The following is a 26,137-nucleotide window of genomic DNA, read 5'->3' as shown; positions in this document are numbered from 1 at the left end:
CCTGGCAGGCAAGGTGGAATCAGTGTAAGGGATCAACGGTTCATCGGCGCGACGAAGCGGCTGTGGGCCACGCTGCGGATGGCGGGGTCGTCGCGCTCGCTGATTTCGAAGCTCAGCGTCTGCGAGCTGCTGGCCGGGCGCTCGGCGAGCATCGCCACCGACACCGGCAGTTCACTCATTTCACCGGCCGGGATCACGAAGGAGGTCTTGCCCTGCAGGCTGAAGCCGTCGGCGTCCAGCAGGCGCAGCTCATAGTGCCGGGTGCTTTCGGTCTTGTTGATGACCTTGAGCAGGTAGATGTTCTCGATCTGGCCCTGGGCATTCTCGCGGAACAGGCCGCGGTCCTTGATCACGTCCAGCGACACCATCGGGCGCAGCTGCAAGGCCACCACCAGTGCCGCGATCATCACCCAAAGCGCGGCGGCGTAGCCCAGCAGGCGCGGGCGAAGCCAATGGGTGGTGCCACCTTGCAGGCTGCGTTCGGACTTGTAGCCGATCAGGCCACGGGCGTAGCCCATCTTGTCCATTACCCCGTCACAGGCATCGATGCACGCCGCACAACCGATGCACGCCATTTGCAGGCCGTCGCGGATATCGATGCCGGTGGGGCACACCTGCACGCACAAGGTGCAGTCGATGCAGTCGCCCAGGCCCTGGGCGCGGAGGTCACTGCCTTTCTTGCGCGGGCCACGGGCTTCGCCGCGACGCGGGTCATAGGCGACCGCCAGGGTGTCCTTGTCGAACATCACGCTCTGGAAGCGTGCATAAGGGCACATGTGCAGGCACACCGCTTCGCGCAGCAGGCCGGCATTGATGTAGGTGGCGGCGGTAAAGAACAGCACCCAGAACAGCGCCACGCCGCCCAGTTGCAAGGTGAACAGTTCCGCGGCCAGTGGGCGGATCGGGGTGAAGTAGCCGACGAAGGTCAGCCCGGTGAGCACGCCAATGGCCAGCCACAGGCTGTGCTTCAGCGTGCGACGGGCCAGTTTGCTCAGGCTCCAGGGCGCGGCGGCCAGCTTGATGCGCTGGTTGCGGTCGCCCTCGGTGACCTTTTCGCACCACATGAACAGCCAGGTCCAGGTGCTCTGCGGGCAGCTGTAGCCGCACCACACGCGGCCGGCATACACGGTGATGGCGAACAGGCCGAAGGCGCAGATGATCAGCAGCGCCGACAGCAGGATGAAGTCCTGCGGCCAGAAGGTGGCGCCGAAGATGTGGAATTTGCTGTTGCCCAGGTCCCACAGCACGGCCTGGCGGCCGTTCCAGTTCAGCCAGGCGGTGCCGAAGAACAGCACGAACAGGGCGCCGGCGAAGCCGATGCGCAGGTTGCGGTACAGCCCGGTGAAGCTGCGGGTATGGATGCCATTGTCGGCGCGGCGTGGCTGGGGGCTGGCTGGGGCGGTGGCGATCTCTGTAAAAGGGATTCTATCGTTCATGGCTCGGTGCTCATCAGGCCTCGATCAGGCATGAGCACTATGGCCCTGAGGCTGTTATCAGCACAGGCTCAGATTTTGCGATAAAAACCGTATCAGATTTCCCGGCGGGCCCCGCCAGGCCTCAGATTACCGAGCCTGGCGTGCTGGCCTTCAGATGCCTGCGGCTATCCACCGCACCCGCCACGGTCAGTGCATCGGCCTCGGCTTCGGTGATGGGCACACGCTGGCCGGCGAGCAGGGCCACGGACATGCGCAGCTGTTCGTCGGTGACGATTTCGATGGACGGGCCATCACCCTCGATGCGCAGGTCTTCGGCGATCAGGGTGCAGCGGCGGGTGGTTTCGTCGATTTCAATGGGCATGGGGTGGTCCTCCTGGGGGTTACAGGGGTGGACCACAGGGCGGGGCGGGTTGCTGCATCCGGAAGCTGAGCGGCACTTTGTCATTTACCCGGAGGTCAACCCTTGCAGATGGCAGGCTCGGCCTCTTCGCGGGTAAACCCGCTCCTACAGGTACTGCATTGCATTGAAACCTGTGCAAACCCTGTGGGAGCGGGTTTACCCGCGAAGAGGCCGGGCCTGACAACACAATGCTCCACATGGGAAGAAAGCAATGGACCTCATCTGGCAAGCAATCCAGGCCGAATTCGCCGATATCACCGACGAGCGCGAGGTCACGCAAATCCTCGTACGCCTGCTGATGGCAGCCCTGCTTGGCGCTGTGCTGGGCTTCGAGCGCGAGCACAAGGGCAAGGCCGCCGGGGTGCGTACGCATATGCTGGTTTCGCTGGGCGCCGCGCTGTTCGTGCTGGCACCGAGCATGGCCGGGGCCGACGAGCAAGCGCTGAGCCGGGTGATCCAGGGCATTGTCGCCGGTATCGGTTTTCTGGGTGCGGGCACCATTCTCAAGGGTAACGGCCAGGACGCCAGCCATGTGAAGGGCCTGACCACTGCCGCCGGGTTGTGGATGACCGCCGCCATCGGTACGGCAGCCGGCATGGGCCGCGAAGCCACGGCGTTGATCAGCACGATACTGGCCCTGCTGGTGCTGGGCACGATGCCGTTGCTGGTGGACAAGCTCGAAGGGCAGGATGAGGGAAAGCAGGAGGAGGAAGAGGGCAGGAAGCACTGAGGGGAGCCGAAGCTCCCCTCAAAGCGTTGTTGCCTGCTCTTTTTTTATTATTGGGACCGGCCTGTTTTTGTTTTTGTCAGCCTGTCCTGGTGTTGCGGGCGACCCCCATGCGGGGTCAAGAGCAAACGTATTTTTTTGAGCGCTGACCTGCTTTCATCATTGCTGATCCGAACTGGCTGCCGCTACCTGGAGGTAGTTTTATTGTTCTGTGCCAGACCGCGGGGCGTACCCCTGAAAAGCGTGTCGACTCCAAAAAAATCTGCTTGCTACGCCTCTGCCGTGTTGTTCTTGTTATGTCAGAGCCGTTACCTGTTGTTTTTATTGGGTGTCACATTTTTTTTGTTGTTGTACCAGAGATATAGCAGGGTGCGTGCCAACTTTTGCAAACCCTTTAAAATCAATCACTTGGCGATTTCAGTCGAAATCGACCGGCCTGAAATTCTGCCGATTTGTTTCCCTGTTACCCGATTTTTTGCTGCAAAACGTGGGGGCGGTAACACTCCACCCACACCAATGTGACACCTGTATGACCTATTGCGCGCTGCGCGCCCGTGCTACCCGCGACCCGTTGTCGCGGCCCAGCACGCTGCTGATGCGGCGGCCGGCGGCGATCAGTCGGTCCAGGTCGATGCCGGTTTCAATGCCCAGCCCCTGCAGCAGGTACACCACGTCTTCACTGGCGATATTGCCGGTAGCGCCTTTGGCATAGGGGCAGCCGCCCAGCCCGGCCACCGAGCTGTCGAACACGCTGATGCCTTCGAGCAGGCTGGCATACACGTTGGCCAGGGCCTGGCCATAGGTATCGTGGAAGTGCCCGGCCAGTTGCTCGCGCGGTACCTGTGCCGCGACCACCTCGAACAGGCGCCGGGTCTCGCCGGCGGTACCGGTGCCGATGGTGTCACCCAGCGATACCTCGTAGCAGCCCATGTCGTGCAGGGCACGGGCCACCGGGGCGACCTGCTCGGCGCTGACCTTGCCTTCATAGGGGCAGCCGAGCACGCACGACACATAGCCGCGCACGCGCACACCGTGGTTGCGCGCGGCTTCCATGATCGGCTCGAAGCGCTTGAGGCTGTCGCTGATCGAGCAATTGATGTTGCGTTGCGAGAAGGCTTCGGAGGCGGCGGCGAACACCGCCACTTCCTTCACGCCGGCGGCCAGGGCGTCCTCGAAACCGCGCAGGTTGGGGGCAAGTGCCGCATAGGTGACACCCGGGCGCTGGTGGATGCCGGCGAACACTTCGGCGGAGCCGGCCATTTGCGGCACCCACTTGGGCGAGACGAAACTGCCCACTTCGATATAGGCCAGGCCCGCTTCGGTGAGGTCGTCCACCAGGCGCACCTTGTCGGCGACGCTGATGGGCTGGGCTTCGTTCTGCAGGCCGTCGCGGGGGCCTACTTCGACCAGGCGGACGTGTTTGGGCAAGGACATGGCGGGTTTCCTGTGGCGTTCAGCGGTTGTCTTTATTGTTCAGGGTGGCGGCCAGGGCTTGTTCGCAGCGCTCCTGGGCGGTGTCCAGCTCCAGCTGCATCTGGTGGATGTCGAGCATCTGCTGTTCCAGCTGGGCGCGGCGCTCGGCGATTTTCGCCAGCATGCTGTTGAGCTGCTTGAGGTTGCCGCTGGAGGGGTCGTACAGCTCGATCAGCTCGCGGCATTCGGCCAGCGAAAAGCCGATGCGCTTGCCGCGCAGGATGAGTTTCAAACTGACTTTGTCACGCGCCGAATAGATACGCTCCAGGCCACGGCGCTCGGGGCTCAGCAGGCCCTGTTCCTCATAGAAGCGGATGGCGCGGGTGGTGATGTCCAGTTCGCGGGACAGGTCGGAAATGCTGTAGGTCTGGGTGCTCATGCTGGGGCTCGGCGTGGGGTATGCGGGTATCCTGAGGGCAGGTTGACGTATACGTCAAGCAGGGGCGCGGGATGTGTGTTGCCTGTGCAGGCCTCTTCGCGGGTAAACCCGCTCCCACAGGAACTGCACAGGCCTTGAGGGCACCGCCGTCCCTGTGGGAGCGGGTTCACCCGCGAAGAGGCCAGAACAGGCGAAAAATTTACTCAGACAACCCCGACCTGCGATACCCATTCGGCGTCTGCCCAGTCAACCGCTTGAACCACCGGGCAAAATACGTCGGGTCGGTAAACCCCAGGCTATCCGACAACTGCCCGATGCTCATCCGCGTATAGATCAGGTTGCGCCGGGCCTCCAGCAGCAAGCGCTGGTGCACCACCTGCAGCGCGGTCTGCCCACTCAGTGCCCGGCACAGCTGGTTCAACTGCAAACTCGGAATATTCAACCGCGCGGCAAAATCCTCCACCGACAGGTGCTCACGGTAATGCGCCTCGACCAGGCGCAGGTACTGCCCCAGCAAGTGGCGGTCACGTTCATCGCGGTTGCGCGGTGCCTGTACCAGCTGCTGGCGGCGGCTGATCCACACCATCAGCGCCGTCACCAGTGCTTCGAGCAAGGCTGCCCGCGCCGGGGCGTTGCCCTGGTACTCCTGCTGCAGGGTCTCGATCAGGCTGCGCAGATGCACCCGGTCCCGGCCAAGCGGGTAACACGCCGCCTTCGCCAGTACCGCCAGCGGCGCGCCCAGGCGCTGCTCCAGGTTGGCCACCAGTGCCGTGCCAAAGGTCAGCACATGCCCCTGGATATCGGCGCTGAAGCGAAACCCGTGCACGGTCATCGGCGGTACCACCTGGATTGCCGCTTCGCTGATGGCGCTGCGCCCCCCCTCGATCTCCACTTCGGCCCGGCCGCGTTGCACATACAGCAACTGGAACAGCTCGGCGTGCTGGTGCGGCTTGATTTCCCAGTGATGCAAACGGCTACGCGCCGGGATCGACTCGCAGTGCAGCAGGTCGGTGCCGGGCCAGGCCTGGTTTTCGCCGTACAGCTTGAACAAGGGGACGCCGGGGAGGGTGGATTTCATGCGGGCAGGCCTGTCCGTTAATCGAACGTTTTTTGTAAAAGTGCAGGTTATGCATGGGATATCACACTTCAATGGCTGTTTTTGCCAGTAAAAATGCAAGGGCAAACCCTAACAGCAGATGCCGCCCCACTGCCAGTCCAGGGCCGGCATCGTCCGCACAGAGACAACAACAATGAAAACTCAGGTCGCAATTATTGGTGCAGGTCCGTCTGGCCTGCTGCTGGGCCAACTGCTGCACAAGGCCGGTATCGATACCGTCATCGTCGAACGCCAGACGCCCGAATACGTGCTTGGCCGCATCCGTGCCGGGGTGCTGGAGCAAGGCACGGTCGACCTGCTGCGTGAAGCCGGTGTGGCCGAGCGCATGGACCGTGAAGGCCTGGTACACGAGGGTGTCGAACTGCTGGTCGGCGGGCGCCGCCAACGCCTGGACCTCAAGGCCCTGACCGGTGGCAAGACGGTGATGGTATACGGCCAGACCGAAGTCACCCGTGACCTGATGCAAGCACGTGAAGCCAGCGGCGCGCCGATCATCTATTCGGCAAGCAATGTCCAGCCGCACGAACTCAAGGGCGAACAGCCCTACCTGACCTACGAAAAAGACGGCCAGATGCACCGCGTGGACTGCGACTACATTGCCGGTTGTGACGGCTTCCACGGTGTCTCGCGGCAGAGCATCCCCGAGGGCATCCTCAAGCAGTACGAGCGGGTCTACCCGTTTGGCTGGCTGGGCATGCTGTCAGACACGCCACCGGTCAACCACGAACTTATCTACGCCCACCACGAACGCGGTTTCGTGCTGTGCAGCCAGCGTTCGCACACCCGTAGCCGCTACTACCTGCAGGTGCCGCTGGACGAGCAGGTGGAGGCGTGGCCCGACGAGCGCTTCTGGGCGGAGCTGAAGGCACGCTTGCCCGAAGACGTGGCTGCGCGCCTGGTCACCGGCCCGGCCCTGGAGAAGAGCATCGCGCCGCTGCGCAGCCTGGTGGTCGAGCCGATGCAGTATGGCCACCTGTTCCTGGTCGGTGACGCCGCACATATCGTCCCGCCGACCGGCGCCAAGGGCCTGAACCTGGCGGCATCGGATGTCAACTACCTGTACCGGATCCTGGTCAAGGTGTATCGCGAAGGGCGCACCGACCTGTTGCAGCAGTATTCGCCGCTGGCCCTGCGCCGAGTGTGGAAAGGCGAGCGCTTCAGCTGGTTCATGACCCAGCTGCTGCATGACTTCGGCAGCCACAAGGACGCCTGGGACCAGAAGATGCAGGAAGCCGACCGCGAGTACTTCCTGACCTCGCCGGCGGGGCTGGTGAACATTGCCGAGAACTATGTAGGGCTGCCGTTCGAAGAAGTGGCCTGACCTGTAGGAGCGGCCTTGTGTCGCGAAAGGGGTGCGAAGCGCCCCCAGGGTCTTCGCATTCCTGCAAAATTGCTGGGGCCGCTTTGCGGCCCTTTCGCGACACAAGGCCGCTCCCACAGGTACAGCAGCGCCTGTGAGGCAAGCGATTACATGTGGGAGCGGCCTTGCGTCGCGATTGGGCTGCAAAGCAGCCCCAGCATTCGAAAGCCAGCATTGGCTAGCGAGCCAGTAACGCCTCCATCTCCCGATACCCCCGCTGCCGCGCATGCTCCAGCGCGGTCACCCCGTCCTTGTCGGCAATCTGCCGATCCGCCCCGGCCGCCAGTAGCCGGCGCACGATCTCAACATGCCGCGGCCCGCCGTCACCGAGGATCACCGCCTCCAGCAGCGCAGTCCAGTGCAGGCGGTTGAGATGGTTCACGTCCACCCCGGCATCGATCAGCAACTGCACGGTCTCGACATGCCCGCGTTCGGCGGCGGGTATCAGCGCAGTGCCTCCATACCGGTTGGTGCTCTTGAGGTCGGCACCGTGGCTCAAGGTCAGCCGCAGGATGTCGTTCAGGCCACGCGCCCCGGCATACAGGTACGGGCTGTCGTCGATGTTGTCCTTGGCATTCACATAGGCACCGGCTTCGATCAGCGCTTTCGCGGCCGCAACCTGGTTGCCATGGGTAGCCACCAGCAGGGCAGTGCGCCCTTGATCGTCACGGCTCTCCAGCTGCGCACCTTGTGCCAGAAGTTGTTGCAGGGTGCGCACATCATCGTGACGGGCAGCGTTGTGCAGGCGGTTGTCCATGGCAGTGCTCTCGGCGTGGGCGGCAAGGCTGGTGCACAGGGCGAACAGCATCGCAGCAAGTAGTGAACGCATGGGGGCAGGCTCCTCGATGACCTGCCCGCATCCTAGAAAAAACACGCCAGGGCTTGAAGTTAAGTTTGCGCATGACAGACAGTGCCTTGCTGAATAGGTAATGGCAGGAAGCACAACGATGACATTCTCCACCCCCCTGATGGGCGCCTTGTGCCTGGTAGCTGCCAGTGGCTGGGCCTGTGCCGACCAGGTGCTGCCCGCGCCACCGGAACTGGCCTCCGGCTACCGCACTGGCCTGCAGCCGGTGCATGCCAGCCGGCACATGGCCGCCGCCGCCAACCCGCTGGCCAGCGAGGCGGGGCGGGCGATGCTGCGTGCCGGTGGCAGCGCCATCGACGCGGCCATCGCCATGCAGATGGTGCTGACCCTGGTCGAACCGCAATCCAGCGGCATTGGCGGCGGGGCGTTCATCCTCTACTGGGACGGCCAGCGCGTGCAGGCCTTCGATGGCCGCGAGGCAGCCCCGGCGACGGTAACGGAAAACCTGTTCCTGCAAGCCGATGGTTCACCGATGCCGTTCAGGACGGCGCAGATCGGCGGGCGTTCGGTGGGCGTACCAGGGGTTCTGCGTGCCCTGAAGCTAGCCCATGAGCAGCACGGCAAGCTGCCCTGGCGCGACCTGTTCGCCCCGGCCCTTGCGCTGGCGCGCAACGGTTTCGCGGTTTCCGAACGCCTTCACACCCTGGTGGCGGGCGACCCGTTCATTGCCCGCTCACCCGCCATGGCCCGCTACTTCCTGGATGAACAGGGCAAGCCACTGGCGGTGGGGACTACCTTGCGCAACCCCGAGCTTGCGCAAACCTTCGAGCAGATTGCCGAGCAGGGCCCCGAGGTGTTCTACAGCGGCGAGATCGCCGAAGCCATCGTCGCCAAGGTGCGCAGCCATGCCAATGCCGGCTACCTGTCGCTGCAGGATATGCAGCAGTACCAAGCCAAAGTGCGCGAGCCGCTGTGTGGTCCCTACAAGGCCTGGCGCATCTGTGGCATGCCACCGCCATCGTCGGGCGGGGTGACGGTGCTGCAGACCCTGGGCATCCTGGAGGCACTGCAGCGGGCTTCGCCACAGCGCGACCTTGCCGCCATGCGGCCGCTGCGCACTTCGTCGGTTGCCGGGCTGGAAGCGCCGCCGCTGGCCGTGCACCTGGTTGCCGAGGCCGAGCGCCTGGCCTATGCCGACCGCGCCCAGTACCTGGCCGACAGCGATTACGTGCCGGTGCCGCTCAAGGCCCTGACCGACTCCGCATACCTGGCCAGCCGCGCGGCGCAGGTCGGCGAGTACAGCATGAAACGCGCCCGCCCGGGCCAGCCACAGGGGGCCGACCTGGCCCTGGCGCCTGACCGCTCGCCGTTGCGCATTTCCACCTCGCACCTCAGCGCGGTGGATGACCGCGGCCAGGCCCTGGCCATGACCACTTCGGTGGAAGCAGCGTTCGGCTCGCACCTGATGGTCAAGGGCTTCTTGCTCAACAACCACCTGACCGACTTCTCGTTCATCCCCCGGGAACAAGGCAAGCCCGTGGCCAACCGGGTGCAACCGGGCAAGCGGCCGCTGTCGGCCATGGCGCCGACCCTGGTGTTCTCGCAAGCTTCCGGCGAGCTGGTGGCCAGCCTGGGCTCGCCCGGCGGCTCGCAGATCATCGGCTACGTGAACAAGGCGCTGATCGGCCTGCTGGATTGGCAGCTCGACCCGCAGCAGGCCGCCGGCCTGCCCAACTTCGGCAGCCGCAATGCCGGCACCGAAGTAGAGGCGGGTTTGGTCAGCCCGGCACTGATCCGGCAGTTGGCAGCCTGGGGGCATGAGGTGACGCCGATGATCATGACCAGTGGCATGCAGATCATCCAGCGCAGCGGCGAGGGTTGGTCGGGTGGTGCCGACCCTCGGCGCGAAGGCGTGGCAGTCGGCGACTAGCGGTGTGCGTTGCGGTGCAGCAGGTGGCGTGATAGAAGTCAGTCTTGCCATTCAAAAGTTGAATACCAAGATGTCCATCAGCGTGAAATCGAATAGGGCCCTGTTCGACCTCGACCTGTTGCGTGCCATTGTCGTGGTGGCCGATTGCGGCAGCTTCACCACGGCTGCTGCGCGCCTGCACTCCACCCAATCGACCATCAGCCAGAAGGTGCGCCGCCTGGAGGATATGGTTGGCCACCGTCTGCTGGTGCGTGGCAATCGCGACGTGCTGCCGACCGACGCCGGGCAGACCCTGCTCGGCTATGCCCGGCACATGCTGGCCCTCAACGACCAGATGCTCGAAGCCTTGGCCGGGGCGATGGTGGGTATGACCGTGCGCCTTGGCGTGCCCGAGGACTTCGTGGGCGGGCGTACCACCAATGCGCTGTCGGCGTTCAGCCGGCTGCACCCGCAGGTGAAGCTGGAAGTGACCAGCGGCCTGTGCCGCGACCTCAGCCAGGCCTACGACAACGGTGAGCTCGACCTGGTCTTGCTCAAGCAGCGGCGCAACAGCCGCGAAGGTGTGGCTTGCTGGCCCGAGCGCCTGCAGTGGATCGACAGCGCGCGCACGCCCGCCTTCGAACTGGACCCGATCCCGCTGGTGACCTTCCCGCCCCGCGGCCTGTACCGCGACGACATGATTACCGCCATCGAAGGCATGGGCCGGCGTTGGCGCATCAGCTTCACCAGCTCCAGCCTCAGCGGCATCCAGGCAGCAGTCGCCGATGGCATGGGCATCAGCCTGCTGCCGCCACGGGCGGCGACCGGCGAGCATCGGGTGCTCGGTGCGGAGCAGGGGCTACCTGAGGTCGACAGCTATGAAATCGTCATCGTCCACCGGCCGACGGCGGATGTGATGGTCAAGGCGCTGGCCGAGGTGATGACGCAATTGCTTGCGGGTGGCGGGATCTGACAGGGTTGGGGCCGGTGCAGGTTTTCAATGCCCTCTAGGCTGGCGCTCGGCCACCGCTCGCAGGGTCCGCAACGTCACCACTGGCGCATCCACCACAAACCGGTTGGCCAGCCACCCCGGCACATCCCCGGCAGGGTCGGCTTGCAGCTGGTAAGTCACCTCGGTCCTGCGCTCACCCAGCGGTTTCATCCGCCACTCGCCGTTGAGCTGCTGCACACGGATCAGCCCATCTACCTTGGGGATCCTGTCTGGCTCGGCGCTCAGGTGGCGCAGCAGCGTGCCGTCGTCCAGGCGTTCGGTGGTGACCTTCAGCACGATGTCCCGCGGCATCGTCGGCCACGGCAGGTTGGTGGTCAGGTACACCCAGGTGTTTTCGCCCTGCACATCCAGCAAGCGCATCTCGGCGCAGGCGTACAGCCACTTGCAGGCCACCCGCAGGTTCTCCTGCAGGTCGGTGAGCGTGCGAACGCTGGCTTTCATGGTGCTGACACCACGGAATTGCTGGTAGGGCGAGTCGGGGGCGGCGCTCAGGTAAACGCGGATGCCTTCGCGGTCGTAGGCCAGGTTCCAGTCATCGGCGGCTGGGGCGGGGGTGCAGAACAGCAGGGCGGTGAGCAGCAGGCAGCGGTTCATGGCTGGTACCGCACGGGGGCAGGATTTTCAGTATGCGGCTACTGGGGCTGCCTTGCAGCCCTTTCGCGACACAAGGCCGCTGCCACAGGGTTCGGGGTACACCGCACTTTTGTGGGAGCGGCCTTGTGTCGCGAAAGGGGCGCAGAGCGCCCCCAATGCATCAACGCTTAGGGTTGAGCGTCAGGTGCACATGACGGTTCACGTCCTTGTACAGCAGGTAGCTGAACTTGCCTGGGCCACCGGCGTAGCAGGCTTGCGGGCAGAAGGCGCGCAGCCACATGAAGTCGCCGGCTTCCACTTCGACCCAGTCCTGGTTCAGGCGGTACACCGCCTTGCCTTCCAGCACGTACAGGCCGTGTTCCATCACGTGGGTCTCGGCGAACGGGATCACGCCGCCCGGCTGGAAGGTGACGATGTTCACGTGCATGTCGTGGCGCATGTCGGCCATGTCGACGAAGCGGGTGGTGACCCAGCGGCCTTCGGTGCCCGGCATCTCGATGACGGTGGCGTTGTCACGGTGGGTGACGAACGACTCGGGAACGTCCAGGCCTTCGACCTTCTGGTAGTGCTTGCGCAGCCAGTGGAAGGTGACGTTGGACTTGCTGTTGTTGCGCAGGCTCCACTCGGCGCCCGGGGCCAGGAAGGCGTAGCCGCCCGGTACCAGGGTGTGGTGCTTGCCTTCGACGGTGATGTCCAGTTCGCCTTCGACGATGAACACCACGGCTTCGGCGTTCGGGTCCAGCTCAGGGCGCTCGCTGCCGCCTTCCGGGGCCACTTCGACGATGTACTGGGAGAAGGTTTCGGCAAAACCGGTCAGCGGGCGGGCGATGACCCACATGCGCATCTTGTCCCAGAACGGCAGGTGGCTGGTGACGATGTCACGCATCACGCCCTTGGGAATGACGGCATAGGCTTCGGTGAACATGGCACGGTCAGTCAGCAGCTCGGTCTGAGCCGGGTGCCCACCGTGGGGGGCGAAGTACGAATGGTTCGACATGGACGATCTCGACTTGTTGTTCTCTCCCCATGCCGTGAACCGCACCGGCCGGTGCGGCGCAGGGGATGTGGCGACAGAATAGGGTCGAGTGCGTGCCATCCACAAATTAAATGTTGGAATACCCGGTATTTGCCGGCTGAATGCGAACCTGCCGGCCAGCGTGCCCTTCCGGCAAGCGGTCGCCCTGGCCGAACAGCTTGTGGCGCAAGGTGCCTTCGGCATAGCTCAGCGGGTAGCGGCCACGGCGTTGCAACTCCGGCACCAGCAGCTCGACCACATTTGCCAGGTCGTCTGGTTGCACTGCGTAGGTCAAGTTGAAGCCATCGATGCCGGTCTGGTCCAGCCAGCTTTCCAGCTGGTCGGCCACCTCGCTGGCAGCCCCCACCAGCACCGGGCCACGGCCGCCCAGGCCGACGAACTCGGCAGCCTCGCGCACGGTCCAGCGGCGGTTCGGGTCGGCGGCGGTGAAGGCGGCCAGGGCTGCGCGGCCGGCATCGTTCTCGACGTATTCGATGGGCGCATCGGGGTCGAGGCCGGCAAAGTCGATGCCGGTCCAGCCTGACAACAGTGCCAAGGCGGCGTCCAGGTCGACATAACGGCGGTATTCGGCGAAGCGCGCTTCGGCCTCCTCCCGTGTGGGGGCGACGATCAACAGCGCCTGGGCGTAGATCAGCACCTCGTCCCGGCCACGCCCGGCCACCTCGCTGGCCTGGCGGATACCGTCGGCGTAGCGGCGCAGTACCGTGGGCGTCGGCCCGCTGATGAACACGCATTCGGCGTGCCGCGCCGCGAACTGCTGGCCGCGTGCCGAAGCACCGGCCTGGAACAGCACCGGCGTGCGTTGCGGCGAAGGTTGGCACAGGTGCATGCCTGGCACCTGGAAGTGCTCGCCCACATGGTTGATGGGGTGCACCCGGGCGGGTTCGATATAGCGCCCGCTGTCACGCTCCAGCAGCACCGCATCGTCGTCCCAGCTTTTCTCCCATAGCTTGTACAGCACCTGCAGGTATTCCTCGGCCAGGTCATAGCGCTGGTCGTGGCCCAACTGGCGCGCCAGGCCCAGGTTACGCGCGGCGCTGTCGAGGTAGCCGGTGACGATGTTCCAGCCGACCCGGCCACTGCTCAGGTGGTCGAGCGTCGACATGCGCCGGGCGAACGGGTAGGGGTGTTCGTAGGTGAGCGAGAAGGTGACGCCGAAGCCCAGGTGCTCGGTAACCCCGGCCATGGCCGGCACCAGCAGCAGCGGGTCGTTGACCGGCACCTGCACGCCACCGCGCAGGGCGGCTTCGGGGCCGCCCTGGTAGACGTCGTAGATGCCCAGCACATCGGCGATGAACAGGGCATCGAACAAGCCGCGTTCGAGCAGGCGGGCCAGGTCGGTCCAGTAGCCCAGGCGGTTGAAGGCCACGCTGGTGTTGCGCGGGTGGCGCCACAGGCCGGGGGACTGGTGGCTGGCGGCATTCATGCTGAAGGCGTTGAAGCGAATCGGGCGGGGCATGGTGGGCGCGCTCCGCTCAAGGCAATACGGAAGCCGGGTAGACCGCGTCGGCCACCTGCAGCTTGCGTGGAATCAGGCCCAGGCCCTGGAAGGTGTCGGCCAGCTTTTGTTGCTCGGCAACGATCTCTGGGGTGATGGCCACGGCATTGTAGTTGCGCCGCTCGCTGGCCGCTTGCAGCACGTTGGCGTTGATCCCGAGTTGCGGGGCCAGCAGTGCGGCGACTTCCTCAGGCTTGGCGTTGGCCCATTGGCTGACCTTGCCCAGCTCGGCGAAAAAGGTCTTCAGCAAGGCGCGATGCTGGTCGGCGAAGCTGGCGGTGGACAGGTAGAAGGTGCGGTTGTTGGACAGGCCGCTGCCGTCGCGCAGGTTCTTCAGGCCCGGCTGGCTTTCTGCCGCGGCGAGGAACGGGTCCCACAGGGTCACGGCCTGTACGCTGCCCGATTGCAGGGCAGCCACGGCATCGGCGGCGTTGTTGACGTAGGCCGGGGTGATGTCCTGGTAACTGAGGCCGGCCTGTTCCAGGGCAACGGCCAGCAGGTACTGGGCGTTCCAGCCGCGGCCGGTGGCCACGCGCTTGCCCTTGAGGTCTTGCACGCTGGCCAGGTGGTCCTGCTCACGTACCACCAGGCCGATGCCACGTGGGTAGGGCTGCTCGGCGGCCAGGTACACCACCGGCTTGCCTGCGGCCTGGGCGAACACCGAGGGTGCGTCGGCGGCATGGCCGAGGTCGATGGCGCCGGTGCTCAAGGCTTCGAGCAACTGCGGGCCGGCGGCGAACTCGTGCCAGCTGACTTTCACGCCTTGCGGCGCCAGGGCCTTCTCCAGGGCACCGCTGCCCTTGAGGATGTTGATGCTGTTGAACTTCTGGTAACCGATGCGCAGGGTCCTGGCCTCGTCGGCAAGGGCTTGGGACCAGGGCAACAGGGTACTGGCGACACTGGCCAGCAAGCCGCCGATCAACAGGCGGCGCAGGGGGGAAAAAGCACGGGCGGGCATGGGCATTGCTCCTTGAACGGGGAGGGAAGCGATGCGCCCAGACTAGGGAGGTGGCGTTTGGCATTCAATTTTTATATCTCTTTTTGTTAGATTTTTTTGTTATTTTTATATCCTTTTGTTTTGTTACGTCTGGTCAATTTCACATTCACTTGCCAGGCTCCCGGCAGGCCATTCGATGACGAGAGCGTGCAGGGCCTTCGCACTCCGAGGTGCCTGTTCTGCGACCAGCGTGGCCCTTGGCCAGGGCAGGCAGCGTTTGCGGGTAGGCAGCAGCCGTGGGGTGGTGGCTACCCGACCAACAGCGCGCTTCCCTGCATGGCCGCGCTCGCGGATAATCCCCCTCATTCCAATAAACAGCCTGTGAGTGGGTATGAGTGATTCCGTAGTCAGCCTCGGCCAGCCTGAAACCGAAGGGGGGCGCAAGACGCGCAAGAACAACCCCGAGAAAACCCGCGAGGACATCCTTCAGGCCGCAATCAACGAGTTTGTCCAGCAAGGGCTGGCTGGTGCCCGCGTCGACGCCATCGCCGAGCGCACCGCCACCTCCAAGCGCATGATCTACTACTACTTCGGCAGCAAGGAGCAGCTGTACTGCGAGTGCCTGATCAAGCTGTACGGCGACATCCGCAAGACCGAACAAAGCCTGGACCTTGAGTCGCTGCCGGCCGAGCAGGCGATCCGCCGGCTGGTGGAGTTCACCTTCGATCACCACGACCGCAACGTCGATTTCGTGCGGATCATCTGCACCGAAAACATCCACTATGGCGAGTACGTCAAGCAGTCGCCGGCGATTCGCGAAATGAGCAGCCTGGTGCTCGAGGCTCTGGGCAATACCTTGCGCCGTGGGGTGCAGGAAGGTGTGTTCCGCACCGGCATCGAGGTCATCGACCTGCACATGCTGATGAGCTCGTTCTGCTTCTACCGGGTTTCGAACCGCCACACCTTTGGCGAGATCTTCCAGATCGACCTGTCCGATGAGCAGGTCAAGCTGCGTCACAAGGCCATGATCTGTGATGCTGTGTTGCGGTATATCCAGACCGAGCACCGCCCCTGAAAATTCTCCAGTGGCTGGGCCGGCTCCTTTGCCGGCAAGCCAGCCCACGGGTGCAAGAACTGGCTTGCCGGCGATGGGCCGCGTAGCAGCCCCCGGCGATCAGCTCAATTCCAGCCAGATCGGCGCATGGTCCGACGGCTTTTCCATCCCGCGCAGTTCGTAGTCCACACCTGCATCCTTGATCCGCGGCACCAGGTGCTGGGAGGCCATGATCAGGTCGATGCGCAGGCCGCGCTTGGGCTCGTCCTCGAAACCGCGGCTGCGGTAGTCGAACCAGCTGAAGCGGTCGGCCACTTCCGGGTAAAGGTGGCGGAAACTGTCCACCAGGCCCCAGCCCTTCAAGCGTTCCATCCACTCGCGCTCTTCCGGCAGGAAACTGCACTTGCCAGTCTTGAGCCAGCGCTTGGCATTGTCCGGGCCGATGCCGATGTCGCAGTCCTGCGGCGAGATATTCATGTCGCCCATCACCAGCAGTGGCTGGTCGTTGCGGAACTGGCCCTCCAGCAGCGCCTGCAGGTCGCTGTAGAAGCGCTGCTTGGCCGGGAACTTGGTGGGGTGGTCGCGGCTTTCACCCTGAGGGAAATAGCCGTTCATGATGGTGATCGGGTTGCCATCGGCATCGGCGAAGGTGCCCCAGATGAAGCGGCGCTGAGCGTCTTCCTCATCGCTGGCAAAACCCTTGTGCAGGCTCAGCGGTGCCTGGCGGGACAGCAGGGCCACGCCATAGTGGCCTTTCTGGCCGTGGTAATGTACGTGGTAGCCCAGCGCCTGCACGTCGGCCAGCGGGAACTGATCGTCGCTGACCTTGGTTTCCTGCAGGCCGATCACGTCCGGCTGGTGCTTTTCGATCAGCGCCGCCAGCTGGTGCGGGCGGGCCCGCAGGCCGTTGATGTTGAAACAGACGATCTTCATGGAAACATGATCCCGGTAAAAGGCGCGATGCTAGCCGACATCGCTTGCCATCACCAGCATGGCGGCTTCGGCAGCCTGCTGCTAACGTCCTTTCCAAGGCACCCATGAGCCCATTCCAGGAGGACTGCCCGCAATGCCCGAAACCACTGCCGCTCCGGCCCGTGTCTGCCTGCTCGATGACGGCTACAGCCGTGAGGCGCGTTCGCTTCTGTACAACGCCTACCGTCACGAACCTACCTTCGCCTATATCTTCGAGGCCCAGCGCCCAGGCTACGAGCGGCGTCTGCGGGTGATGGTGCGCGAGTGGGTACGCCAGCATTTCTACCTGCAACTGCCCGCCATCGGCCTGCTGGTGGAAGACCGCCTGATCGCCATGGCCCTGATCGTGCCGCCGATGCGCCGGCTGGGCGTGGCCGACAGCTGGGCCTGGCGCCTGCGCATGATAATGGGCACCGGCCTGCGCTGTACGCGCCGCTACATGGACTACCAGGCCGCCCTGGCCACCTGCCTGCCCACCGACGAGGTGCATGTGCTGCCGCTGCTGGGCGTGCACCCGCAGTTCCAGGGCAAGCACTACGGCGAGCAATTGTTACAAGCTGTGCATGACTGGTGTGCAGACGACCCTGGTACGCAGGGAGTGGTGCTGGACACCGGCAACGAGCACTACCTGGCCTTTTACCAGCGCCAGGGCTATGAGGAAATTGGCGAGGTGGCTGTAGGACCAATCCGTGAGAGGGTGTTCTTCCATCCCAACCCGGTCTCTTCCAATTCTGCTTTTGCCTGAGCGGACCGCGCGACGGCTCCCTTGAGCGCCCGGCTCTGGTAGCATGCCCCGCATGACGTATTCAGGAAGATTGACCTGGGGCCTGGTTATCTGGGTCGCCAGTTTCGCAGCATGGGGCCAGAGTGAGTTGCTGGTGAAGGTCAAACCGGCCAACAAGGCGCTCAAGGCCAATGTCGAAGGCTATATCGGTACCCTTGGCGACCGCGATGAAGAAGCGCTGCTGCGCTTCAGTCGCGGCGCCCAGGAGCAGGCGCGCAAAGCCGCGCAGGCACTTGGCTACTACCAGGCGCAGATCGACACAGAGGTCAAGCCCGCCAGCGAGGCTGACCGTTCCCCGCAACTGATCATCACCATCGACCCTGGCGAGCCGATTCGCCTGCGCAACGTGACCATACGCATCGAAGGCCCCGCCAGTGAGATGAAGGCTTTCCGCGTGCCCGACAGCAAGGTCCTGCGCGCGGGTGAACAACTCAACCACGGCCATTACGAAGATGCCAAGCGGCTGATCCAGAACCAGGCGTCGCGCTACGGCTTCTTCAGTGGGCGCTTCAGTCGCCAGCGCCTGGCGGTAGACCCCCAGGCCGGTGTGGCCGATATCGAACTGGTCTACCAGAGCGGCCCGCGCTATCACCTGGGCGCGGTCACCTTCGGTGGCGACACACCGCTGGACGACGACCTGCTGCAGCGTATGGTCTCGTTCAAGCCGGGTACACCTTACGACTCGGAACTGATCGCCGAGCTGAACAATGACCTGCAATCGAGCGGCTACTTCGAAGGCGTGCGCGTGGATGCGGCGCCCACCGCCGCCGTGGGCGAAGAAATCCCCGTGGATGTCCGCCTGCAAACCCGCAAACCGCGCACCATGGGCCTGGGCCTGGGCTTCTCGACCGACGTCGGGCCCCGCGGCAAGGCCAACTGGACCCGCCACTGGGTCAATCCGCAAGGCCATAGCTACGGCTGGGAAACCGAACTGTCGGCACCCCGGCAGAACGTCGGCCTTTGGTACGACATCCCCCTCGACCCGCCGCTGACCGACAAGTTGCGCTTTGCCGGCGGCTACCAGAACGAAGAGATTGCCGGCACCGACACCCTCAGCAAACTGCTGACGGTGGGCCCCGAGTGGCACAGCAAGCTGCCAAGCGGCTGGCAGCGGGTGATTTCCCTCAAGTACCAGCGCGAGGAGTACCGTCTGGGTGATGACTCCGGGCTGAGCAACCTGTTGATGCCGGGGGTGAGTTACTCCTTCCTGCGCAGTGACAACCGCATCGACCCGCACAACGGCTACCGCCTGCAGTTCGATGTACAGGTAGCCAAGGAAGGGCTGGTCTCGGACACCAACCTGCTGCATGGCAACGTGCTGCTCAAGGGCCTGACCACGCTTGGCCATGACCATCGCTTGCTCGGCCGGGTGCAGTTCGGTGGCAGCGCGACCAATGGCTTCAAGAACAACATCCCGCCGTCGCTGCGCTTCTTCGCCGGTGGCGACCAGAGCGTGCGTGGCTATGACTACCAGACCTTGTCGCCGAAGAACAGCGACGGCGACCGCATTGGCGGGCGCTACCTGGTCGCCGGCAGCGTCGAGTACCAGTATTCACTGACCGAGAAGTGGCGGCTGGCAACCTTCGTCGACCAGGGCAACTCGTTCAACGACCTGGAACTGCCAAGCCTCAAGACCGGTGTCGGTTTTGGCGTGCGCTGGGTGTCGCCGGTCGGGCCGCTGCGCCTGGACCTGGCCAAGGCGCTGGATGATGAAGGGGGAATTCGCCTGCACTTTTCCATGGGGCCTGAGCTGTGAAACGCGTGATCAAGTACACTCTGGCGGGCCTGCTGGGGGTAACCGCAAGCCTGGGCCTGGTACTCGGCCTGTTGCTGGGGACCGAAGCCGGCAGCCGCTGGGTGCTGGGCAAGGTGCCCGGGCTTGAGGTGGCTGACTTCCAGGGCCGCCTGGCCGGTAGCTGGCAAGCCAGCCGGCTTATCTGGGCCGATGCCGGCAGCTCGGTAGATTTGCAGGCACCGCTGCTGGCCTGGTCGCCGGCATGCCTGCTGCGCTCTACCTTGTGCATTGACCAGTTGCAGGCGCAGCGTATCGACATGGCCTTTGCGCCCAGCGCCGAATCGGCCGACAGTGGCCCGCTGCAGTTGCCGGCCTTGCGCTTGCCGCTGGCCATCGAACTGGGTGAGATCAAGGTTGGCCAGTTGCGCCTGGATGGCAATGATCTGCTTGGCGACTTGCAACTGGCGGCGCACTGGACCAATGCCGGGCTGCGCATCGACAGCCTGCAGCTGAAGCGTGACGACCTGCAATTGAGCCTGCAGGGCGACCTGCAGCCCGAAGCTGACTGGCCGGTAGAACTCCAGGCGCAGCTGCAACTGCCAACGGTAGGTGGCAAACCCTGGCAGCTGGCATTGACCGCCACCGGCGAGTTGCAGAAAACCCTGAAACTAGCCGGCACCAGCAGCGGTTACCTCGACGCCACGCTGAACGGGCAATTGCAGGCGTTGGCCGAGCACCTGCCGGCGACCTTGCAGATCCGCTCCGAGGCATTCAAGCCGGCCGCCTCGTTGCCCGACACCGTGCAGTTCAACCAGCTCAAGCTCGACGCCCGGGGCGACCTGCTCAAGGGCTATCAACTGTCGGGGTCGGCCAGCCTGCCGGCCGAGCAGTCGCCGATCGCCTTGCTGTTGTCAGGGCTGGTCGACAGCAAAGGCGCCAGGCTTGATGCCCTGGACCTGAGCGCCAGCGATACCCAGCGGGTCAAGATGCAAGCCACGGCTGACTGGCAGCAAGGCCTGGTCGCCGACGCCCAGTTGGACTGGCAGGACTTTCCGTGGCTGCGCCTGTACCCGCTGGAGACGCCCCCTGAGGTCACCCTCAAGCGGCTCATGGCCCAGGTACATTATCGCGATGGCAACTACCAGGGCACTTTCAATGGCGACCTGGATGGCCCGGCTGGCGCGTTCAGCCTGGCCAGCCCCTTCGAAGGCGACCTGAGCCAGGTGAAGCTGCCGCAGTTGGCGCTGACCGCTGGGCAAGGCAAGGCTGCCGGCAGTGTCGCCGTGCGCTTTGCCGACACCTTGGCATGGGATGTCGACCTGCAGTTGTCGGCGCTCGACCCAGCTTATTGGCTGGCCGAGCTGCCGGGTAACCTGGCGGGTCCGCTGCGCAGCAAAGGGGAGATGAAAGGCGACGCCTTGAGCCTCGATGCCCAGCTTGACCTGAAAGGCCGCCTGCGCGGCCAACCGGCAGTGCTCAAGGTCGAGGCCCAGGGGGCAGGGCAGAGCTGGACCTTGGGTACCCTGGCAGTCCAGCTGGGGGATAACCGCATCAATGGCAGTGGCAGCCTGCAGCAACGCCTGGCCGGGCGGCTCGACCTCGACCTGCCGCGCCTGGGCCAGTTGTGGCCAAGGTTGCAGGGCCAGGTCAAGGGCCGGCTTGACGTCGCCGGTACCTTGCAGGCCCCGCAAGGTACGCTGGCCCTGCAGGGCCAGCGGCTGGCCCAGGCGGAAAACCGCGTGCAGCAGCTGGACCTGGACGCCCGCCTGGACAACGCCCAGCGTGGCGTGATCGAACTGAAGGCCAGCGGCATTCACCTGGGTGACACGGCGTTGGGCACCTTGCAGGCCAACGGCAAGGGCGACATTCGCCAGCAAGCTTTGACCTTGGCGCTGGACGGCCCGCAGCTCAAACTCGACCTCGGCCTGGATGGCCAGTTGAACAAGGGTGACTGGCGCGGGCGCCTGGCCAGTGGGCGGATCCAGGCCGGCGGCCAGGACTGGCAGTTGCAGGCACCGGCGCGCCTGCAGCGGCTGGCCAGCGGCCAGCTGGACTTTGCGGCGCACTGCTGGCGCTCCGGCCAGGCCAGCTTGTGCGGCGACGACCAGCGTCTGGCCCCCGAGCCACGCTTGCGCTACCACCTCAAGCAGTTCCCGCTGGACAGCCTGGCCCAGTGGCTGCCGAAGGACTTCGCCTGGCAGGGTCTGCTCAATGCCGACATCAATCTGGACATGCCGGCCAGCGGCCCCAAGGGCAACATCGTCGTCGACGCCAGTGGCGGTACCCTGCGCGTGCGCGACAAGGACCGCTGGGTCGACTTCCCGTACCAGGCCCTGCGCCTGGACAGCACGCTGGCGCCAAGGCGCATCGATACCCGCCTGGCGTTCCGCGGCGAGCGCCTGGGCGAGCTGAACGTCAACACTCGCCTGGATCCACTGGGCAACAACAAACCGCTGTCGGGTGATTTTCGCCTGGCCGGCCTCGACCTGTCGGTGGCGCGCCCGTTCGTGCCTATGGTCGAGCGCCTGGCCGGGCAGCTCAATGGCAGTGGCCGGCTGTCGGGCACCTTGTTGGCGCCGCAGGTCAACGGCAACCTGATGCTCAGTGGCGGCGAAGTCAGTGGTGCCGAGCTGCCGGTCAGTCTCGAGGACCTGTCATTGCAGGCGTTGATTGCCGGGGAGCAGGTACAGCTCAACGGCGGCTGGCGCAGTGGCGAGGCGGGGCGTGGCCAGCTCAATGGCAACCTGACCTGGGGCCAGGCACTGGGCATGGACCTGCGTCTGCAGGGCCAGCAACTGCCCGTCACGGTCGAGCCCTATGCGACGCTGGAGGTCGCCCCGGACCTGACCTTGCGCCTGATCGACGACAAGCTGGCGGTGACCGGCAAGGTACAGGTGCCCAAGGGTGCGATCACTGTGCGCGAGCTGCCACCGTCCACCGTCAAGGTCTCGGATGACACGGTGATCGTCGGCCACCAGACCGAAGAGGGCAAACCGCCCATGGCGATGGCCATGGACATCGATGTCGAAGTGGGCCGCGACAAGCTTTCGTTCAGCGGCTTTGGTCTCACGGCCAACCTGCTCGGCCATGTGCACATCGGCGACAACCTCGACACCCGTGGCGAGCTGAACCTGGCCGATGGACGCTACCGCGCCTACGGCCAGCGCCTGACCATCCGCCGTGCGCGGTTGTTGTTCGCAGGCCCGATCGACCAGCCGTACCTGGACATTGAAGCGATCCGCAAGGTCGACGATGTGATTGCCGGTATCCGCCTGAGCGGCAGTGCCGAGCAGCCCACAAGCAAAGTGTTCTCGGAACCGGCCATGAGCCAGGAGCAGGCGCTGTCGTACCTGGTACTGGGGCGGCCGCTGGGCACGTCCGGCGAAGACAACAACATGCTCGCCGAGGCGGCCTTGGGCCTGGGCCTGGCAGGTAGCGCCGGCATCACCGGCAGCCTGGCCTCGAGCCTGGGCATCGACGACTTCCAGCTGGACACCGAAGGTTCGGGCAATACCACCAGCGTGGTCGCCAGCGGCAACCTTACCGAGAAACTGAGCCTGCGCTACGGGGTGGGGGTGTTCGAGCCCGCCAACACCATTGCATTGCGCTACAAGCTGAGCAAGAAGGTGTACCTCGAAGCTGCCAGCGGGCTGGCCAGTTCACTGGACATCTTCTACAAGCGCGACTTCTGAGCTGGCGCGGGGCGGCCGTCAACGGACAGTGGCCGCTTCGATGAACTCATTGGTATCGGGCGATGGCGGCGGGCTGGGGGCGCGTACCGGGATGATCAGGCTGGTGTATTCCTCGATCAACCGGTTGAGGGCTTCCGGCGGTTCGCTGGCCTGGAACTGCATGCGGATCTGCACTTCATCAGGGTCACGGCTGTCGCCCTGACGGCTTTGGCCGCCGATGGTGACCTTGAAGCTGGCCGCCTTTGTTTCGCCTGCAGTCAGCAGTGCCTGCTGTGCTTCGGTGCCTTTGACCCTTACCGAAAGGTCGACCTGCATGCGCTCGAGGGCCAGGCCTTTTGGCGACACCAGCGCGAACAGCGGTACGCGCATGATGTGCTGGCCGTCCATGGCCACTTCGACCATTTTGGCTTTCATGGGCGCGCCCAACGCTTCGGTGTCGCATTCGAAGAACTGGTCGAACAGGTTGATGTACTGCTGCGCGATCAGGCTGTTGGTAGCACTGGCGGCTTCCTGCAGGCCACGGGTGATTTCGCGCAGGTCGATGGAAGTCATGGGGGCGGGGGATTTATCCAATGCTTCGACTCCTCAGGCCAGGTGGTGCCCCCCTGTAGCTGGTCAGGGGGGCTGTTCGGGGCAGGGAGGTGCGTCTCAAGAGGTGGCGGCGGCGAGGGCCGAAGCGCCGTCGGCGGCAGGGTTCTTCAAGGTATCGGCCTGGGAAATCAAGTCCTGGCTTTCCAGTGTGGCGGTTTTGACCACGGTCGGCTTTGTCGCGGCGTCGGTCAGGAAGTCGATCACCCGCATCATCGCTTCAGGCGGGTCCTGGCGCTTCAAGGTGGTGTTGAAGGCGTAGCGGGCGCGGGTGTCAGTCTTGCGGGTTTGCGTGGACTTGTGGCTGACGCTGCCTTTCACGTTGAGCCTGAACGGCCCCCAGCCCAGCGAGCCGCTTGCCTCGGCGCTCATGTCCTTGCTGGAAACGTCTTCCGACATCTGGTTGATGACCAGCTCGAACTCGACGTTACCTTCTTCGATGGAGATGTTCGGGTGGGTGATGGCTGCCACCAGCGGCACTTTCATGGTCTTGCTGACCACGCCCTTGTACTCGCCTTGTTCGTCGACGATGGTTTCGTCGTAGTCGAACTGGATAGCCACGGCCTTGCCGTCCTGGACGCACACCTGCATCAGGAAGTCGGCGTAGGATTTGCTGGCGGTGACCTGGGCCTGGACCATGGCCTGCAGGGGGCCTGCGATCATGCGGTCCATCGGCAAGGCATTGATTACGGAACCGATGAGGCTGTTATCTATCGACATTGCTGGGTTCTCTTCTGGTTGGGTTCAAAACGTGGCCGTCAGTGGTGGTGACGATGCCGGGGCTTCAGCGCGCGCAAGGTTCCTGCCGGCGGATGTTGCCGATCTGGCGCAGGCTCAGGCCGTACTTGTCAGCGAGCAGGCTGCGCGACAGGCCGCTGGCGCTTTCCTTCTGGATCTGCAGGTTGCGCAACTGGCGCATGAAATGGTCAGCCTTGGGGATTTCCAGGGCGACACCGGCAAAGCGCTTGATCAGCGCGTCGAGCGCTTCGGCCGGCAGCACGTCGGCAAGCTTGGTGCGCTCGCGGTGCTTGGGGATGTACTTGGGCCTGCCGCCGTAGGCGCAGGTCAGCTGGTAGGCGTTGTCGATGCCGATGCAGTCGATCAGGGCCTGCAGCGAGTGGGGCAGTTGACTGATATCGATGTGGCTCAAGTCTGGCATTTGCATATGGCGCTCCTTCGGGACGGATGGGCTGTGCTACCCGATCACCAGCGGCGTTATGTCGAAGGTGTGACTGGATTTTCTGTGACAGCCGAGGCATGTCGCTAGGCGGCATATGGGTTGGGGGTTGTAGCTTCCGTGAACAGGTTTTGCAGGCAGCGATATCCGGCGTTGTAGGACATGGCTTCAACACCTGGCTGTAGCGGGTGATTTCCCATCAGCTCACTCCTTGTGTTGCGCGCTGGGTGTGATAACCATCAATCACACGGATAGCTGCTCAACAGGCTGGCGCTGCGCAGGTAGGCCTGAGGGGAGTCGCGCATGCCTTGCGGCAGCGTGCGCCAATCGACCAGCAGGCACAGGGCATGCAGCGGCTGCCCGTCACGCTGGCCGATGACCTGGTCGGCAAAGCTGCGGCGATACAGTGCCTGGGTCTGCTGTTGCGCTTGTACCCGGTCGGCCTGGGCCAGGGTTTGCCGGGCCAGCTCTGGCAGTTGCGCCTGGGGGGCAGTGAAATGCACCGACGCACCTTTTGCCTGCAAGTAACCGGCCTGGCGCACGCGCTGCCACAGTTGCTGCCATTGGCTGGCGCCGGCGTGGGCAGCCAGTTCGCGGCCCAGTTCGAGCAGTTGCTCGGTCGAGGCCTGGCGGGTGTCCAGCGCATGAAGGGAAAAGGGGGTCAGCAATAGCGACGCGAACAGAAGGGGTTTGTACATGGTGCCTCCGGCATGGGTGCTTGGGAGCACCATGCTTTCAGGCAGGCGCCGCCCCACCCAGCAGGAAATGCAGCGCCGGGGCCGGTGGCCGTTGTATCATTGCCGCGGCTCGTTGCGAGCCATTTGCCCCTGATGTTGCAAGGAACCTTCGATGACACACGTGCAGCGCCTCAAATACTCCCTTCTGATCATCCTGGTGGTACTGGGCCTGATGCTGGGCCTGTCCCACCTGCAGAAGCAGGGTACGATCAGTGAGCAGACCTTCCAGATGCTGGCCATCGCCATCGCCGTGGTGGTCGTGGTGATCAACGGCATCCTGCGGCGCAAGGTCAAACCCTGACTTTGGCGGGCCGGCCAGGTATGGCCGGCCATGCGCTCAGCGCAAAGGCGTTCGTTCCAGCACGGCGCGCGCCTGGGGGTCGAGGCTGTAGCATTTGTCGCTGCCCAGCTGGATGACGCCCTCGCTGCACAGCCGCTTGAGAACTTCGCGCACGCTGAGGAACGACAGCGGGATATCCAGCTGTTCCAGCTGCGCGTGCACGCCGCGCACGCCAATGCTGCGGCCATTGCGGTCGGCGGCGTGCAAGGCATCGATGACCTTGAGGCGGATCAGGCTGGTACGCAGGCCGAAACTGCGCAAAAGCTCGCGGATCTGTTCGTTGCCGATGCGTTCGTCAGCAAAAACGTCCTGTTCCCTGGGCGCTTTGCCTGGGACGCGCCCAGCCTGGATCGAGGGTTGCGGGTTGTACAT

25 protein-coding genes are annotated in these 26,137 nt (G+C 64.4%); 9 read left to right on the top strand and 16 right to left on the bottom strand.

Translation table 11 applies throughout. The features are described from left to right. Positions 1 to 32: 32 nt before the first annotated feature. Both ccoG and QN085_RS14700 read right to left on the bottom strand, forming a co-directional pair. Positions 33 to 1,436 (bottom strand): cytochrome c oxidase accessory protein CcoG, encoded by a 1,404-nt coding sequence (gene ccoG, locus QN085_RS14705; RefSeq protein ID WP_023661509.1) that lies wholly within the window; start codon positions 1,434 to 1,436, stop codon positions 33 to 35. A 121-nt stretch (positions 1,437 to 1,557) separates the two neighbouring features. Then, complete coding sequence (locus QN085_RS14700) at positions 1,558 to 1,797, bottom strand: DUF3203 family protein (protein ID WP_013972933.1); 240 nt, start codon at positions 1,795 to 1,797, stop codon at positions 1,558 to 1,560. A 250-nt stretch (positions 1,798 to 2,047) separates the two neighbouring features. Here QN085_RS14700 and QN085_RS14695 point away from each other — a divergent pair, with 250 nt between their 5' ends. Next, the gene (locus tag QN085_RS14695; protein ID WP_013972932.1) at positions 2,048 to 2,566 is read left to right on the top strand and encodes an MgtC/SapB family protein; all 519 of its coding nucleotides are present in this window, start codon (positions 2,048 to 2,050) and stop codon (positions 2,564 to 2,566) included. A 531-nt stretch (positions 2,567 to 3,097) separates the two neighbouring features. On the opposite strand, the gene QN085_RS14690 is transcribed toward QN085_RS14695, so the two are convergent. The 3 genes from QN085_RS14690 to QN085_RS14680 form a co-directional block, all read right to left on the bottom strand. After that, positions 3,098 to 3,997 (bottom strand): hydroxymethylglutaryl-CoA lyase, encoded by a 900-nt coding sequence (locus tag QN085_RS14690; RefSeq protein WP_015270649.1) that lies wholly within the window; start codon positions 3,995 to 3,997, stop codon positions 3,098 to 3,100. Between the two features lie 19 nt (positions 3,998 to 4,016). Further along, entirely contained in the window at positions 4,017 to 4,415 is a 399-nt protein-coding gene (locus tag QN085_RS14685; RefSeq protein WP_013972930.1) for a MerR family transcriptional regulator, read from the bottom strand. Positions 4,416 to 4,614: 199 nt separating this feature from the next. Beyond that, on the bottom strand, positions 4,615 to 5,493 hold the full coding sequence (locus QN085_RS14680; RefSeq protein WP_023661265.1) for a helix-turn-helix domain-containing protein: 879 nt from the start codon (positions 5,491 to 5,493) through the stop codon (positions 4,615 to 4,617). 172 nt (positions 5,494 to 5,665) lie between these two features. Between QN085_RS14680 and pobA the strand changes: the two genes are divergently transcribed. Next, complete coding sequence (pobA, locus tag QN085_RS14675; protein WP_024087256.1) at positions 5,666 to 6,853, top strand: 4-hydroxybenzoate 3-monooxygenase; 1,188 nt, start codon at positions 5,666 to 5,668, stop codon at positions 6,851 to 6,853. Between the two features lie 217 nt (positions 6,854 to 7,070). On the opposite strand, the gene QN085_RS14670 is transcribed toward pobA, so the two are convergent. Further along, positions 7,071 to 7,721, bottom strand: a complete 651-nt coding sequence (locus tag QN085_RS14670; RefSeq protein WP_031324524.1) for an ankyrin repeat domain-containing protein — start codon at positions 7,719 to 7,721, stop codon at positions 7,071 to 7,073. A gap of 118 nt (positions 7,722 to 7,839) precedes the next feature. Here QN085_RS14670 and ggt point away from each other — a divergent pair, with 118 nt between their 5' ends. After that, on the top strand, positions 7,840 to 9,630 hold the full coding sequence (ggt, locus tag QN085_RS14665) for a gamma-glutamyltransferase (RefSeq protein WP_041505893.1): 1,791 nt from the start codon (positions 7,840 to 7,842) through the stop codon (positions 9,628 to 9,630). Positions 9,631 to 9,700: 70 nt separating this feature from the next. Continuing rightward, positions 9,701 to 10,582 carry a LysR substrate-binding domain-containing protein gene (locus QN085_RS14660; protein WP_015270644.1) on the top strand — a complete coding sequence of 294 codons (882 nt, stop codon included), beginning with the start codon at positions 9,701 to 9,703 and terminating at the stop codon, positions 10,580 to 10,582. Between the two features lie 24 nt (positions 10,583 to 10,606). On the opposite strand, the gene QN085_RS14655 is transcribed toward QN085_RS14660, so the two are convergent. The 4 genes from QN085_RS14655 to QN085_RS14640 form a co-directional block, all read right to left on the bottom strand. Beyond that, complete coding sequence (locus tag QN085_RS14655) at positions 10,607 to 11,215, bottom strand: START domain-containing protein (protein ID WP_023662665.1); 609 nt, start codon at positions 11,213 to 11,215, stop codon at positions 10,607 to 10,609. A gap of 160 nt (positions 11,216 to 11,375) precedes the next feature. Beyond that, positions 11,376 to 12,212: a bifunctional allantoicase/(S)-ureidoglycine aminohydrolase gene (locus QN085_RS14650; protein WP_013972924.1), complete on the bottom strand. Its 837-nt coding sequence runs from the start codon at positions 12,210 to 12,212 to the stop codon at positions 11,376 to 11,378. A gap of 106 nt (positions 12,213 to 12,318) precedes the next feature. Then, positions 12,319 to 13,710 (bottom strand): LLM class flavin-dependent oxidoreductase, encoded by a 1,392-nt coding sequence (locus tag QN085_RS14645; RefSeq protein ID WP_196184181.1) that lies wholly within the window; start codon positions 13,708 to 13,710, stop codon positions 12,319 to 12,321. A 16-nt stretch (positions 13,711 to 13,726) separates the two neighbouring features. After that, positions 13,727 to 14,707 carry an aliphatic sulfonate ABC transporter substrate-binding protein gene (locus QN085_RS14640; protein ID WP_031325705.1) on the bottom strand — a complete coding sequence of 327 codons (981 nt, stop codon included), beginning with the start codon at positions 14,705 to 14,707 and terminating at the stop codon, positions 13,727 to 13,729. A 370-nt stretch (positions 14,708 to 15,077) separates the two neighbouring features. On the opposite strand from QN085_RS14640, the gene QN085_RS14635 reads away from it, so the two are divergent. Further along, the gene (locus tag QN085_RS14635) at positions 15,078 to 15,761 is read left to right on the top strand and encodes a TetR/AcrR family transcriptional regulator (protein WP_015270640.1); all 684 of its coding nucleotides are present in this window, start codon (positions 15,078 to 15,080) and stop codon (positions 15,759 to 15,761) included. A 99-nt stretch (positions 15,762 to 15,860) separates the two neighbouring features. Here QN085_RS14635 and xthA read toward each other — a convergent pair whose 3' ends face one another. Next, on the bottom strand, positions 15,861 to 16,673 hold the full coding sequence (xthA, locus tag QN085_RS14630; protein ID WP_013972920.1) for an exodeoxyribonuclease III: 813 nt from the start codon (positions 16,671 to 16,673) through the stop codon (positions 15,861 to 15,863). A 133-nt stretch (positions 16,674 to 16,806) separates the two neighbouring features. Between xthA and QN085_RS14625 the strand changes: the two genes are divergently transcribed. From QN085_RS14625 to QN085_RS14615, 3 genes are read left to right on the top strand one after another with little or no spacing between them, the layout of a single operon-like run. Continuing rightward, positions 16,807 to 17,457, top strand: a complete 651-nt coding sequence (locus QN085_RS14625) for a GNAT family N-acetyltransferase (RefSeq protein ID WP_013972919.1) — start codon at positions 16,807 to 16,809, stop codon at positions 17,455 to 17,457. Positions 17,458 to 17,509: 52 nt separating this feature from the next. Further along, entirely contained in the window at positions 17,510 to 19,252 is a 1,743-nt protein-coding gene (locus QN085_RS14620) for an autotransporter assembly complex protein TamA (protein ID WP_024087250.1), read from the top strand. Continuing rightward, positions 19,249 to 22,923: a translocation/assembly module TamB domain-containing protein gene (locus tag QN085_RS14615; protein WP_041505894.1), complete on the top strand. Its 3,675-nt coding sequence runs from the start codon at positions 19,249 to 19,251 to the stop codon at positions 22,921 to 22,923. The genes QN085_RS14620 and QN085_RS14615 overlap by 4 nt, the downstream gene beginning before the upstream one ends. A gap of 18 nt (positions 22,924 to 22,941) precedes the next feature. Here QN085_RS14615 and QN085_RS14610 read toward each other — a convergent pair whose 3' ends face one another. The 4 genes from QN085_RS14610 to QN085_RS14595 all read right to left on the bottom strand — a co-directional run bounded on the left by QN085_RS14610 (position 22,942) and on the right by QN085_RS14595 (position 25,386). Continuing rightward, on the bottom strand, positions 22,942 to 23,496 hold the full coding sequence (locus tag QN085_RS14610) for a DUF2589 domain-containing protein (RefSeq protein ID WP_023661043.1): 555 nt from the start codon (positions 23,494 to 23,496) through the stop codon (positions 22,942 to 22,944). 75 nt (positions 23,497 to 23,571) lie between these two features. Further along, positions 23,572 to 24,231 carry a DUF2589 domain-containing protein gene (locus QN085_RS14605; protein WP_015270636.1) on the bottom strand — a complete coding sequence of 220 codons (660 nt, stop codon included), beginning with the start codon at positions 24,229 to 24,231 and terminating at the stop codon, positions 23,572 to 23,574. Between the two features lie 64 nt (positions 24,232 to 24,295). Next, positions 24,296 to 24,676: a Mor transcription activator family protein gene (locus tag QN085_RS14600; protein ID WP_023661042.1), complete on the bottom strand. Its 381-nt coding sequence runs from the start codon at positions 24,674 to 24,676 to the stop codon at positions 24,296 to 24,298. Between the two features lie 251 nt (positions 24,677 to 24,927). Beyond that, positions 24,928 to 25,386 carry a hypothetical protein gene (locus QN085_RS14595; protein WP_023661041.1) on the bottom strand — a complete coding sequence of 153 codons (459 nt, stop codon included), beginning with the start codon at positions 25,384 to 25,386 and terminating at the stop codon, positions 24,928 to 24,930. Positions 25,387 to 25,537: 151 nt separating this feature from the next. Here QN085_RS14595 and QN085_RS14590 point away from each other — a divergent pair, with 151 nt between their 5' ends. Continuing rightward, complete coding sequence (locus QN085_RS14590) at positions 25,538 to 25,726, top strand: hypothetical protein (protein WP_003248064.1); 189 nt, start codon at positions 25,538 to 25,540, stop codon at positions 25,724 to 25,726. Between the two features lie 36 nt (positions 25,727 to 25,762). On the opposite strand, the gene QN085_RS14585 is transcribed toward QN085_RS14590, so the two are convergent. Further along, positions 25,763 to 26,137, bottom strand: a complete 375-nt coding sequence (locus tag QN085_RS14585) for a fe2+ zn2+ uptake regulation protein (RefSeq protein ID WP_023661040.1) — start codon at positions 26,135 to 26,137, stop codon at positions 25,763 to 25,765.

Origin of the sequence: Pseudomonas sp. M2(2023), from assembly GCF_030263955.1 — a bacterium.
Classification (GTDB): Bacteria; Pseudomonadota; Gammaproteobacteria; order Pseudomonadales; family Pseudomonadaceae; genus Aquipseudomonas; species Aquipseudomonas asiatica.
The sequence above is the reverse complement of the archived record's forward strand: the minus strand, read 5'-3'. Positions and strand labels throughout refer to the sequence as shown.